Genomic DNA, 12,846 nt, shown 5'->3' with positions numbered 1-12,846 from the left:
GAAATGCGTCCTACCATCGGCGCTTCGTGCATTTCGTATCGATTCGAGGAGTTTTCATGCAATTCAAGCACCTGGCGGCCGCTGCCGCCATCGCCGCTTCGCTCTGCGCCACGGCGCAGGCACAGACCGAGATCCAATGGTGGCATTCGATGACCGCGGTCAACGGCGAGTGGGTGAACGACCTGGCCAAGCAGTTCAACGAGAGCCAGAAGGAATACAAGATCGTGCCGACCTACAAGGGCACGTATGACGAGTCCATGACGGCCTCCATCGCCGCCTTCCGCGCCGGCAACGCACCGCACATCCTGCAGGTGTTCGAAGTGGGCACGGCCACCATGATGGCCAGCAAGGGCGCCATCGTGCCCGTGGGCAAGGTGATGCAGGACGCGGGCGCCAAATTCGACCCGGCCGCCTACATCCCCGCCGTGGCCGGCTACTACACGGCCCCCAACGGCCAGATGCTGAGCTTCCCGTTCAACAGCTCCACCACCATCTTCTACTTCAACAAGGACGCCTTCAAGGCAGCCGGCCTGCCCACCGACAAGGCGCCCGCCACCTGGCCCGAAGTGGTCAACGCGGCAGCCAAGCTCAAGGCATCGGGCCACAAGTGCCCGTTCACCACGGCCTGGCAGAACTGGACGCAGGTCGAGAGCTTCTCGGCCTGGCACAACGTGGAGTTCGCCAGCAAGTCCAACGGCCTGCAGGGCCTGGACGCGCGCCTGAAGGTCGATTCGCCCCTGCACGTGCGCCACATCGAGAACCTGGCCAACATGGCCAAGCAGGGCCTGTTCGTCTACAAGGGCCGCGGCAACGTGCCCGAGGCCAGCTTCGTGTCCGGCGAGTGCGCAATGATCAACACGTCGTCGGGCTTCTACGGCAACGTGGCCAAGAACGCCAAGTTCGCCTACGGCCTGGCTCCCCTGCCCTATTACCCCGACGTGCCCGGCGCACCGCAGAACACCGTGATCGGCGGCGCGAGCCTGTGGGTCATGGCCGGCAAGAAGTCTGCCGAATACAAGGGCGTGGCGCAGTTCTTCCAGTTCATCTCCACGCCTGAAGTTCAGTCCGCCAGCCACAAGCGCACCGGCTACCTGCCCGTCACCAAGGCCGCGTATGAGCTGACCGAGAAGTCGGGCTTTTACCAGCAGAACCCCGGCACCGATGTGGCCGTGACGCAGATGATCCGCAAGGTGACCGACAAGAGCCGCGGCATCCGCCTGGGCAACTACGTGCAGATCCGCGCGATCGAGGACGAAGAGCTCGAACAGGTGTGGTCCGGCAAGAAGACCGCCAAGGAAGCGCTGGACACGATCGTCAAGCGTGGAAACGAGCAACTGGAACGCTTCCAGAAGGCGAACAAGTCGTAATACGGCTTAAACTGACCGTTTCGCCAACCGTAAAAAGCAGATGGGTCATCCATCTGCTTTTTGCTTTGGGAAGCGCCGATTTCTCCCAACCTTCCGCCCCATGGAAAAACGCGTCCGTTTCAAATCTGCCTGGCTGCCCTGGCTGCTCATCGCGCCGCAGATGGCCATCATCCTGGTCTTCTTCTTCTGGCCCGCCAGCCAGGCGCTGGTGCAGTCGATGCAGCTGCAGGACGCCTTCGGAACCTCCACCGAATGGGTGGGCCTGGCCAACTTCCGCCAGCTCTTCAACGACGGCAGCTACGTGGAGTCGTTCAAGACCACGGCCATGTTCTCCGTGCTGGTGGCGGGCATCGGCATCAGCCTGTCGCTGATGCTGGCGATCTTCGCCGACCGCGTGGTCAAGGCGGCCATGTTCTACAAGACCATGCTGATCCTGCCCTACGCCGTCGCGCCCGCCGTGGCCGCGGTGCTGTGGGTGTTCATGTTCTCGCCGTCGCTCGGCGTGGTGGCTTACGGCCTGGAGAAGGTCGGCATCCACTGGAACCACCTGCTCGACTCGGGCCAGGCCATGACGCTGATCGTGATGGCTTCGGTGTGGAAGCAGATTTCCTACAACTTCCTGTTCTTCCTGGCCGGGCTGCAGTCGATCCCCAAGTCGCTCATCGAAGCCGCGGCCATTGACGGCGCGCGCCCGTGGCGCCGGTTCTGGACCATCCAGTTCCCGCTGCTGTCGCCCACCACGTTCTTCCTGCTGGTGATCAACGTGGTGTATGCCTTCTTCGACACCTTCGCCATCGTCGATGCGGCCACGCAGGGCGGCCCGGGCAAGGACACGGCCATCCTGGTCTACAAGGTCTATTACGACGGCTTCAAGGCCATGGACCTGGGCGGCTCCGCCGCGCAATCGGTGGTGCTGATGCTGATCGTCGTCGCGCTCACCGTGGTGCAGTTCCGCTATGTCGAAAAGAAAGTGAACTACTGATGCAACGCCCGATGCAATGCCTGGCGCAAAGCGTTTTCTCGATGGAGGCCGCCCATGGTTGAGCGCCGCCTGACCGCCGGCATCCTGGCCCATGTGATCATGGTGCTGGGCGTGCTGATCGTCGCCTTTCCGCTGTACCTGGCGTTCGTCGCCTCCACGCACACCGCGCAGGAGATCGTGCAGGCCCCCATGCCGCTGCTGCCCGGCGGCCACTTCTGGGAAACCTACAAGGCCGCCCTGTTCGGCCGCGACGCGGGCGCGGGCTCCACGGCCCCCGTGGCCCGCATGATGTGGGTGAGCCTGGTGTCGGCCCTGGTCATCACCTTCGGCAAGATCGCCATCTCGCTGCTGTCGGCCTTCGCCATCGTGTACTTCCGCTTTCCCTTCAAGGGCCTGTGCTTCTGGCTGATCTTCATCACGCTGATGCTGCCCGTGGAAGTGCGCATCGGCCCGACGTACCAGGTGGTGTCCGACCTCGGCATGCTCAACAGCTACGCGGGCCTGACCGTGCCGCTGATCGCCTCGGCCACGGCCACGTTCCTGTTCCGCCAGTTCTTCCTGACCGTGCCCGACGAGCTGGTGGAGGCCGCGCGCATGGACGGCGCGGGCCCGATGCGGTTCTTCAAGGACATCCTGATCCCGCTGTCCAAGACCTCGATCGCCGCCCTGTTCGTGATCCAGTTCATCTACGGCTGGAACCAGTACCTGTGGCCGCTGCTGGCCACCACGAGCGAAGACATGTACCCGGTGGTGATCGGCATCAAGCGCATGATCGCCGGCGGAGACGGCCAGAACGAATGGAACATCGTCATGGCGACGGCCATCCTGGCCATGCTGCCGCCGGCCGTGGTGGTGATGCTCATGCAGAAGTGGTTCGTCAAGGGCCTCGTGGACACCGAGAAATAACGGTCAACGACCACCAATCGATCTGACAAGAATCCCAAAGATATGGCATCCCTCTCGCTTCGCAACGTCATCAAGCGCTACGGCGCCGGCCCCAAGGCCACCCCGGTCATCCACGGCGTCAGCGCCGAAATCCAGGATGGCGAATTCATCGTGATCGTCGGCCCGTCGGGCTGCGGCAAATCCACCCTGCTGCGCATGGTCGCGGGCCTGGAAGAGATCAGCGGCGGCGAGATCGCCATCGGCCCGCGCGTGGTGAACAACCTCGAGCCCGCCGAGCGGGACATCGCCATGGTGTTCCAGAACTACGCGCTCTACCCGCACATGACGAACTTCGACAACATGGCCTACGGCCTGAAGATCGCCAAGGTGCCCAAGGACGAGATCAAGCGGCGCGTGGACAAGGCCGCCAAGATCCTGGAGCTGGGCCACCTGCTGGAGCGCAAGCCGCGCGAGCTGTCCGGCGGCCAGCGCCAGCGCGTGGCCATGGGCCGCGCCATCGTGCGCCAGCCGCAGGTGTTCCTGTTCGACGAGCCGCTGTCCAATCTGGACGCCAAGCTGCGCGCGCAGACCCGCCTGGAGATCCAGAAACTGCACCGCGAGTTGGGCATCACCAGCCTGTTCGTCACCCACGACCAGGTCGAGGCCATGACGCTCGCGCAGCGCATGATCGTCATGAACGGCGGCGTGATGGAGCAGTTCGGCACGCCCGAGGAGGTCTACCACTCGCCCGCCTCGACCTTCGTGGCCAGCTTCATCGGCTCGCCGCCGATGAACCTGCTCAAGAACGCGGAAGGTGGCAAACAGGGCGCGATCCTCGGCATCCGCCCCGAGCACCTGGACATCGGTGCCACCGGCTGGGCCGTGCAGGTCGAGACCGTCGAGCTGCTGGGCGCCGAACGCCTGGTGTACGCCCGCATGAACGGCGAATCCCTCATCGTGCGCGTGGAAGAAGGCACGCACTCGCCCCAGCCCGGCGACACCATCCACGTCGCGCCGCGCCCGTCGCGCCTGCACTGGTTCGACGCCGCCACCGGCAAGCGGATGTGAGCGACCCCATGAGCCGCCAACCCGCGCCGGCCCGGCTCGTGCACGCGACCGTTCCCGTGCTGGCCTCGCTCGACCTGGATGAGAGCGCGGCCTTCTGCGCCGACCGGCTGGGGTTCGCGCCCCGGCTGCGCACGGGCGACTACCTCATCGCCGAGCGCGACGGCTGCGAGCTGCATTTCTGGCTCTGCACCGAGCGCCACATCGCCGAGAACACCTCCTGCTACGTGCGGGGCGACACCCGCGCGCTGCATGCCGACTTCGCCGCGCGCGGCCTGGCCGTCGATCCCCCGCGCGAACAGCCCTGGGGCATGCGCGAGCTGTACGTGATCGACCCGCACGGCAACCTGCTCAAGTTCGGCGAAAGTCTATGAAGCCCTCCGCAGTCGCCACCGGCGCCTGCGGGCGCGGCCTGCTCCGCGGCCATCGGACGGCACGGGCCGTGCCGGTTTCGAACGCCGCGACAGCATCCCCAACCCTCGTTCACTGACATGACCGCACCTTCCGCTGCTGCTGCCGTTGCGCCAGCCGTTTCCGCGTCCGACTGGCCCTATCCCCGCTGGATCGCCCACCGCGGCGCCGGCAAGCTCGCGCCCGAGAACACGCTGGCGGCCTTCCGCCTGGGCGCGCACCACGGCTACCGCATGTTCGAATGCGACGCCAAGCTCAGCAGCGACGGCGTGCCCTTTTTGCTGCACGACGCCACGCTGGAACGCACCACCTGCGGCCGGGGCACGGCGGGCGAACAGGCCTGGAGCGACCTGTCGCGCCTGGACGCCGGTGCCTGGCATTCGCGCGCCCACGCCGGCGAGCCGCTGCCCACGCTGGACGCGGTGGCGCGCTTTTGCCGGGCCAACGGCCACCTGCTGAACATCGAGATCAAGCCCACGCCCGGCACCGAGGAAGAAACCGGCCGCGTGGTCGCCGCGCACGCCGCGCGCCTGTGGCAGGGCGCCGCGGTGCCGCCGCTGCTCACCTCGTTCCAGGTGCGCGCGCTGTCCGGTGCGCGCGACGCGGCGCCGCTGCTGCCGCGCGGCCTGCTGCTGGACACGCTGGGCGCCGGCTGGCTGGACACCGCGCAGCAGCTCGGCTGCGTGGCCATCGTCTGCAACCACGCGCTGTGGACCGCCGAGACCGTGGACCAGGTGAAAGGCGCCGGGCTGCGCGCCTTGAGCTACACGGTGAACGACGAGTGGGCCGCGCAGCGCCTGATCGACCTGGGCACCGACGGCATCATCACCGACCGGGTGGACCTGTTCAGCCCGGGGCAGTGATACGCTTTCGGGTCCTTGTACGCACGGACTCGCCCTTGCTTCCTTCCTTTTTCAGAACCCTGCTGGCCGGCCTGCTCGTGGGCCTGGCCCTGTCCCACCCCGCGGCGGCGCAGGACCGGACCGCGGCGGCATCCGCCCCGGCCCCGGCCGCCAGCGCCACGGCCTCCCGGGCCGGCGATCCGCCCCCCCGGTCGGTGGACGACCTGCGCAAGCAGCTCGATGCCGTCCCGAAAAAGCTCGATCCGGACGACGACGGCCGCAAGCGCGTCAACGAGGTCTATGCCATCGGCACGGCCGCCGAGCAACTCGTCGCACAGCGCACCGAAGAGCTGGCCGACCTGGACACGCGCCTGGCCGGGCTCGGCCCCTCGCCCGAGAAAGGCGCGCCCGCCGACTCCCCCGACGTGGCGCAGCAGCGGGCCGGACTGGCCAAGCAGCGCGCCGTCGTGGATGCCGACCTCAAGCTCGCCCGCCTCATCGTGGTCGATGCCGACCAGCGCAGCGCCGACCTCGTGCGCCAGCGCCGCCAACAGTTCCAGGATGCGCTGACCGCCCGCATCGACTCGCCGCTGGGCCCCACCTACTGGCGCGCGCTGCGCAACGCCTGGCCCTCCGACACCGCCCGCCTGTCGATGCTGGCGGTCGAGATCCGCCAGGCCCTGGAGCGGGCGATGGAGCCTGCCCGGCGTGCCACCTTCCTCGGCAGCCTGGCCGGCGCGCTGCTGCTGGCCGTGCTGGGCAACTGGCTGGCCAAGCGCGTGCTGGTGCGCGTGGCGCCCACGCGCCTGCCGTCCGGGCGCCTGCGGCGCTCGCTGCTCGCGGCGGTGTCGGTCGTGGTACACGTGCTGCTGATCGGGCTGGCAGCGCAACTGGCGCTCAGCGGCGTCGACGTGGGCGACAACCTCGGCGACCGGCTGCACAGCCTGGGCAGCACGGCGGTGCGCCTGGCCATCTTCGCCTCGTTCGCCATCGGCCTGGGGCACGCCCTGCTGTCGCGCCGGCGCAGCTCCTGGCGGCTGCCCTCGCTGTCGGACGACCTGGCGCGACGGCTGAGCCCCTACCCCTGGTGGATCGCCCTGGTCGCCATCACCAGCGGGCTCATCACCGAAATCAACACCGCCGTGGGCGCCAGCCTCGCGGCCGAGGTGACGACGCAGGCCATGACGGCGCTGCTGGTCGCGCTCATCGCCATCGCCTGCCTGCGCCACCTGCACGCCCCGCGCACCGCGGCCAAGGACGGCGCGGCGGACGGCGGAAGCGAGCCCGCCGAGGCCACTGCCGCACCCCCGCGCCCGCTGTGGGTGGGCCTGCTCGTGGCTTGCGCGGGCTTCGCCTCGGTGGCGACCCTGGTGCTGGTGGCGCTGGGCTTCGTCGCCCTGGCCAGCACGCTGGCGCGGCAGATGGTGTGGAGCGCCATCGTCTTCGCCACCGCCTACCTGCTCTACCAGCTGGCCGACGACGTGTGCGAGGCCGTGCTGTCGTCCAAGGGCAGCTTCGGGCGCCGCCTGCATTCCGGCATGGGCATCGACGCGGGCCTGCTCGACCAGGCGGCCGTGCTGGGCTCGGGCGTGCTGCGCGTGGTGCTGTTCTTCTACATGGTGATCGCGCTGATGGCGCCGTTCGGCACCGGACCGGACGAGGTCTTCCGGCGCGGCAGCAGCCTCAATAACGGCCTGCAGGTGGGCAATTTCGCGCTCGCGCCCCAGGCCCTGCTCACCGCGCTGGCCGTGGTGGCGGCGGGGTTCGTGGCCATCCGCGTGCTCAAGCGCTGGCTGAGCGACCGCTACTTTCCCAACACGTCGCTCGAGCCCGGCATGCGCAGCTCCATCGTCTCGCTGCTCGGCTACGTGGGCGGCGTGCTGGTGGTGGCCGCGGCGCTCGCGGCGCTGGGCATCAGCGTGGAGCGCATCGCCTGGGTGGCCAGCGCGCTGTCGGTGGGGATCGGCTTCGGGCTGCAGGCCATCGTGCAGAACTTCATCTCGGGCCTGATCCTGCTGGCCGAGCGGCCGGTAAAGGTGGGCGACTGGGTGGTGCTGGGCGACACCGAGGGCGACGTGCGCCGCGTGAACGTGCGCGCCACCGAGATCCAGCTGGGCGACCGGTCCACCGTGATCGTGCCCAACTCGGAGTTCATCACCAAGACCGTGCGCAACATGACTTTGACCGGCGCGCCGGGCCGCGTGCTGCTGCGCCTGCCCGCACCGCTGGACACCGATGCACAGCGCATGCGCGAGGTGATCCTGCAGGCCTTCCACGCCCACGAAGGGATCATGGAAGACCCCGAACCCATCGTGCAGCTCGAAGGCATCCTGAACGGCACGCTCACCTTCCTGGCCATCGGCTACGTGAGCAATCCGCGCAACTCGGGCGGCGTGCGCAGCGACCTGCTGTTCACCATCCTGGACAACCTGCGCGGTGCGGGCCTGGCGCTGTCGCCGCCGGCGACCACGTCGCTCACCCACCCCACGCCGACCTCGCCGACCGTGGCGGTGCCGCAGCCCCAGGGCGGCAACGGGCCGGGCACGACGGTGGTCTGACCGGGGCGCGGCCACCCCGGCCGCAGCGAATCGCTATAAATTCAATAGCACAATGCCCTAGTGGAATATGTACTGGAGGGCGATTTTGCTCGAATTCCTCAATCCAGCTTCGCGCCTGACTGCGCCACGGCGGTGGCCCAGCGCGGCATCTCGGTCGCCAGGAAGGCCGCGAAGGCGTCCGCCCCCAGGAAGGCCGGATCGGCGCCCTGCGACACCATGCGCTCGCGCACCTCGGGCATCTGCAGCACTTGGCCGAACGCATCGCTCAGCTTGGCGACCACGTCCTTGGGCGTGCCGGCCGGCGCAAGAAACCCGTAGAAGCCCACCACCTCGAAGCCCTTGAGCCCGCTCTCGATCGCCGTGGGCACGTCCGGCAGCGCCGGGTTGCGCTGCCGGCTGGTCACGGCCAGGGCGCGCACCTTGCCCTGCTTGTGGTACGCGGCCGCCTGCGGAATGCTCTCGGCCATGAACTGCACCTGGCCCGCCATCAGGTCGGTGAAGGCCGGGGCGCTGCCGCGGTACGGGATGTGCACCATGAACAGGCCCGTGGCCGTCTTGAACATCTCCGGCACCAGGTGGCTGATGCCGCCGTTGCCCGCCGAGCCGAAGTTGACCTGGCCCGGCTTGGCCCGTGCGTACTGGATGAATTCGGGCAGCGTCTTCGCCGGCAGCTTCGGGTTGACCAGCAGCGCGAGCGGCTGCATGGCGGTGCGCGCGACGGGCGTGAAGTCCTTGAGCGTCTGGTAGGGCAGCCGGCTGTAGAGCGCCGGATTGATCACCATCACGCCGGTGTTGGCCAGCATCAGCGTGTGGCCGTCGGGCGGCGCCTTCATCACGTCCTGCGCGCCGACGGTGCCGCCCGCGCCCGACTTGTAGTCCACCACCACGGGCTGGCCGAGCACGGCCTGCAGCTTGTCGGTGAGCAGGCGGGCATGCTGGTCCAGCGGCCCGCCCGCTGGAAAGCCGATCACGACGCGGATGGGCCGGGAGGGAAAGCCCTGGGCCAGGGCGGCCACGGACAGGCAGGCCAGGGTGGCGGCCGCCAGGCAGGTGCGCAGGCGCATGCGAAAGTCTCCTTCTTTTGTGTCTGGATGGGATCAGCCGCAGCTTAGGGCCGGCCTGCCTCGCCCGGCACGGGGTCTTACCCGCAAAGCCCTTCACCGCCGGCCCGGCTCGGCCAAAATACCCACTCGTCCACCGCCGCCGAAAGCCCCCCACCATGACCCTCGCCCACTGGCTCGTTTTCTGCGGCGTTTCGCTGCTGATGTGCTTCACCCCCGGCCCGGCCGTGCTGCTGGCGGTGTCGAACTCGGTGGATGTCGGGGCGCGGCGCACGGCGTTCAGCTCGCTCGGCAGCTCGGCCGGCATCTTCGCCGTCTCGGGCCTCGCGATGGTCGGCATGGGGACCATCCTCAGCCTGTCGGCGAACGCGTTCCTGGTGATGAAGGTCGTCGGCGCGCTGTACCTGATCTGGCTGGGCATCAAGCGCTGGCGCAGCCAGGACGCGCTGATCGCCAGCGATGCCGGCCTGGCGCCCACCCTGCGGCGCGAGCGCAAGAACTGGCAGCTGGTGGCGCAGGGGCTGGGCGTGTCGCTGACCAACCCCAAGGCCATCCTGTTCTTCTCGGCCCTGTTCCCGCAGTTCATCGTGCCCGGCGAGCCGCTGTTCACGCAGTATTTGCTGCTGACCACGACGTTCGCCGTCTGCGCGTTGATCTCGCACGCCTTCTACGTGGTGCTGATCTCGCTGGTGAAGGGCCACGTGGTGGCGCGCGCCAAGCTGTTCAACCGCATCGTGGGCGGCACCTTCATGGCGCTGGGCGTGGGCCTGCTGCAAACCCGACACAAGCTGGGCTGAGGGCCCGGCGGGCCTTCGGGGCGCCTCTTTCTCAGCGCCAGCCGCGCAGCAGCACCCACTGCGCGGTCGCGCAGCCCACCGCCAGCGCCGCGTAGGTGAGCATCTTTCCGTCGCGTCCCCACCACGCCAGACCGGCCGCGAGGACGAGGCAGCCCACCCCGAACAGCACGCCCAGCTGGGCCAGCGTTTCGCGCGTGGCCGCCCGCTTTCGCAGGAAGACCTTGCAGCCGGCGACCAGCAGCAGCGCCACGGCGAACGCGGGCAGCACGAAATTCAGCAGATGGTTGACGGCGGACAAAGCATCCATGGACATGACCCAGATCAAGACTATTACAGGCATAGCCCCCTGCATCGGGCCGGCAATTTTATAATCGCCGCTTATGGCAGTCTGGGCCCTTGGCATCAACCACACGACCGCGCCGCTCGATCTGCGCGGTCGTTTTGCGTTCGCGCTCGATCAGATCGCGCCCACGCTGCAGGGTTTGCGCCAGTCGCTGGGCGGTGCCAGCCGCCATCCCAGCGTCGAGACGGCCATCATCTCCACCTGCAACCGCACCGAAATCTACTGCGCCGGCAATGAATCCGCGCTGGACCACACGCTGGGCTGGCTCGCCCAGAGCGGCGGCGTCAGCCCCGCGCTGCTGCGCTCGCACTCCTACGCGCTGGAAGACGGCCTGGTGGCCCGCCATGCCTTCCGCGTGGCCAGCGGGCTCGATTCCATGGTGCTGGGCGAGGCGCAGATCCTCGGCCAGATGAAGGACGCCGTGCGCGCCGCCGAAACCGCCGGCGCGCTGGGCACCACGCTCAACCAGCTCTTTCAGCGCAGCTTCGCCGTCGCCAAGGAAGTGCGCACCAGCACCGAGATCGGCGCCCACAGCATCAGCATGGCCGCCGCGGCCGTGCGGCTGGCCGGCCAGCTGTTCGAGGACCTGTCCGAGATCCGCGTGCTGTTCGTCGGCGCGGGCGAGATGATCGAGCTGGCCGCCACCCACTTCGCCGCCAAGAACCCCAAGGCCATCGCCGTGGCCAACCGCACGCTGGAGCGCGGTGAAAAGCTCGCCACGCGCTTCGGCGGCGAGGTCATGCGCCTGGCCGACCTGCCCGACCGCCTGCACGAGTTCGACGCCGTGGTGAGTTGCACCGCCAGCAGCCTGCCCATCATCGGCCTGGGCGCCGTGGAGCGCGCCCTAAAAAAGCGGCGCCACCGCCCCATGTTCATGGTCGACCTGGCCGTGCCGCGCGACATCGAGCCCGAGGTCAAGGCGCTGGAAGACATCTACCTCTACACCGTGGACGACCTGGCCGGCGTGGTGCAGACCGCCCAGGCGCACCGCCAGGCCGCCGTGGCCCAGGCCGAGGCCATCATCGACGCGGGCGTGCAGAGCTTCATGCACTGGATGGACCAGCGCAGCCCCACCGGCGGCGTGGTGCCGCTGATCCAGCAGCTCAACGTCCAGACCGACGAGTGGCGCGCGCTGGAGATCGCCCGCGCCAAGAAGCTCCTGGCCAAGGGCGAGGACATGGACGCGGTGCTGGAGGCCCTGTCGCGCGGCCTCACGCAGAAGATGCTGCACGGCACCCTGGCCGAACTGCGGGCCGGCGACGCCGAGACCCGCGCCCAGACGGCCCAGACCGTCTCGCGCCTGTTCCTGCGCTCGCAAAGCAAGACCGGCCTGTAGCGACGCGGCTGCGCGGCCTGCCACCAGGCCAAAAACGCCCCCAGCGCAGATTCCACTAGCGCTATCAGCTACAAAAAACGTAGCAATTTCTTTCCCCCCGACGATGAAGCCCTTTCTCAGAACCCAGCTCGAGCGCTATGCGCAGCGCCTCGAAGAGCTCGACTTCCTGCTCTCGCGCGAGGACATCATGTCCGACATGGCGCAGTACCGCACCATCTCCCGCGAGCACGCCGAGGTCACGCAGATCGCCGGCCGCTACGCGCGCCACCAGCAGCGCGAGGCCGACCTGGCCGGCGCCCGCGAGATGCTCGCCGACCCCGACATGGCCGAGATGGCGCAGGAGGAGATCGCCGCCGCCGAGGCCGAGTTGGCGCAGCTGGAAGCAGAGCTGCAGCGCCTGCTGCTGCCCAAGGACCCCGACGACGCCCGCAATGCCTTCCTCGAAATCCGCGCGGGCACGGGCGGCGATGAGTCGGCCCTGTTCGCGGGCGATCTGGCGCGCATGTACACCCGCTATGCCGCCAATGTGGGCTGGAAGATCGAGATCCTGAGCGCCAACGAGAACGAGATCGGCGGCTACAAGGAAGTGGTGCTGCGCGTGGAGGCAGACGGTGCCTACGGCGCGCTGCGTTTCGAATCCGGCGGCCACCGCGTGCAGCGCGTGCCCGCCACCGAAACGCAGGGCCGCATCCACACCAGCGCCTGCACCGTGGCCGTGATGCCCGAGCCCGACGAACACCAGGCCATCACCCTGAACCCCGCCGACCTGCGCATCGACACCTTCCGCGCCAGCGGCGCCGGCGGCCAGCACATCAACAAGACCGACTCGGCCGTGCGCGTGGTCCACCTGCCCACCGGCATCGTGGCCGAATGCCAGGACGGGCGCAGCCAGCACAGCAACAAGGCCAAGGCCCTGCAGGTGCTGCAGGCGCGCATCCAGGAAAAGGAACGCAGCGAGCGCGCCGCCAAGGAGGCCGCCCTGCGCAAGGGACTGATCGGCTCGGGCGACCGCAGCGACCGCATCCGCACCTACAACTTCCCGCAGGGGCGCCTGACCGACCACCGCATCAACCTCACGCTCTACAAGCTGCTGGCCATCATGGAAGGCGACCTCGCCGACGTGCTGGACGCCCTGCGCCACGCGCGCGAGGCCGAGCAACTGGCCGAGCTGGAAACCACGGCCTGATCGGTTTGCAGCC

Annotated in this window: 12 protein-coding genes; 10 read left to right on the top strand and 2 right to left on the bottom strand. The window is 68.4% G+C overall.

Going from position 1 to position 12,846, the window contains the following annotated elements:
* Nucleotides 1–56: 56 nt before the first annotated feature.
* From ugpB to AVAK2825_RS02250, 7 genes are all read left to right on the top strand, one after another.
* Complete coding sequence (gene ugpB / locus AVAK2825_RS02280; RefSeq protein ID WP_284393765.1) at nt 57–1,367, top strand: sn-glycerol-3-phosphate ABC transporter substrate-binding protein UgpB; 1,311 nt, start codon at nt 57–59, stop codon at nt 1,365–1,367.
* A 100-nt stretch (nt 1,368–1,467) separates the two neighbouring features.
* Nucleotides 1,468–2,349: a sn-glycerol-3-phosphate ABC transporter permease UgpA gene (gene ugpA / locus AVAK2825_RS02275; RefSeq protein ID WP_284393763.1), complete on the top strand. Its 882-nt coding sequence runs from the start codon at nt 1,468–1,470 to the stop codon at nt 2,347–2,349.
* 54 nt (nt 2,350–2,403) lie between these two features.
* A complete protein-coding gene (ugpE, locus tag AVAK2825_RS02270) occupies nt 2,404–3,255 on the top strand; it encodes a sn-glycerol-3-phosphate ABC transporter permease UgpE (RefSeq protein WP_284393761.1) in 852 nt (283 codons plus the stop codon).
* 42 nt (nt 3,256–3,297) lie between these two features.
* Nucleotides 3,298–4,302 (top strand): sn-glycerol-3-phosphate import ATP-binding protein UgpC, encoded by a 1,005-nt coding sequence (locus tag AVAK2825_RS02265; protein ID WP_284393758.1) that lies wholly within the window; start codon nt 3,298–3,300, stop codon nt 4,300–4,302.
* Between the two features lie 8 nt (nt 4,303–4,310).
* Nucleotides 4,311–4,673, top strand: a complete 363-nt coding sequence (locus tag AVAK2825_RS02260; RefSeq protein WP_284393756.1) for a bleomycin resistance protein — start codon at nt 4,311–4,313, stop codon at nt 4,671–4,673.
* A gap of 117 nt (nt 4,674–4,790) precedes the next feature.
* Nucleotides 4,791–5,573: a glycerophosphodiester phosphodiesterase gene (ugpQ, locus tag AVAK2825_RS02255; protein WP_284393754.1), complete on the top strand. Its 783-nt coding sequence runs from the start codon at nt 4,791–4,793 to the stop codon at nt 5,571–5,573.
* A 62-nt stretch (nt 5,574–5,635) separates the two neighbouring features.
* On the top strand, nt 5,636–8,110 hold the full coding sequence (locus AVAK2825_RS02250) for a DUF3772 domain-containing protein (RefSeq protein ID WP_284393927.1): 2,475 nt from the start codon (nt 5,636–5,638) through the stop codon (nt 8,108–8,110).
* Nucleotides 8,111–8,208: 98 nt separating this feature from the next.
* Here the strand turns inward: AVAK2825_RS02250 and AVAK2825_RS02245 are convergent, their stop codons facing one another.
* Complete coding sequence (locus tag AVAK2825_RS02245) at nt 8,209–9,174, bottom strand: Bug family tripartite tricarboxylate transporter substrate binding protein (protein WP_284393752.1); 966 nt, start codon at nt 9,172–9,174, stop codon at nt 8,209–8,211.
* A gap of 155 nt (nt 9,175–9,329) precedes the next feature.
* On the opposite strand from AVAK2825_RS02245, the gene AVAK2825_RS02240 reads away from it, so the two are divergent.
* Nucleotides 9,330–9,968: a LysE family translocator gene (locus AVAK2825_RS02240; protein ID WP_284393750.1), complete on the top strand. Its 639-nt coding sequence runs from the start codon at nt 9,330–9,332 to the stop codon at nt 9,966–9,968.
* Between the two features lie 31 nt (nt 9,969–9,999).
* Here the strand turns inward: AVAK2825_RS02240 and AVAK2825_RS02235 are convergent, their stop codons facing one another.
* Nucleotides 10,000–10,275, bottom strand: coding sequence for a hypothetical protein (locus tag AVAK2825_RS02235; protein ID WP_284393749.1), 276 nt, complete (start codon nt 10,273–10,275; stop codon nt 10,000–10,002).
* 73 nt (nt 10,276–10,348) lie between these two features.
* Here AVAK2825_RS02235 and hemA point away from each other — a divergent pair, with 73 nt between their 5' ends.
* Both hemA and prfA read left to right on the top strand, forming a co-directional pair.
* Nucleotides 10,349–11,647: a glutamyl-tRNA reductase gene (gene hemA / locus AVAK2825_RS02230; protein WP_284393743.1), complete on the top strand. Its 1,299-nt coding sequence runs from the start codon at nt 10,349–10,351 to the stop codon at nt 11,645–11,647.
* Between the two features lie 103 nt (nt 11,648–11,750).
* Complete coding sequence (gene prfA / locus AVAK2825_RS02225) at nt 11,751–12,833, top strand: peptide chain release factor 1 (RefSeq protein ID WP_284393740.1); 1,083 nt, start codon at nt 11,751–11,753, stop codon at nt 12,831–12,833.
* The last annotated feature ends 13 nt before the right edge of the window (nt 12,834–12,846 follow it).

This window comes from Acidovorax sp. SUPP2825 (assembly GCF_030158995.1).
Taxonomy (GTDB): Bacteria; Pseudomonadota; Gammaproteobacteria; order Burkholderiales; family Burkholderiaceae_C; genus Paracidovorax.
The sequence above is the reverse complement of the archived record's forward strand: the minus strand, read 5'-3'. Positions and strand labels throughout refer to the sequence as shown.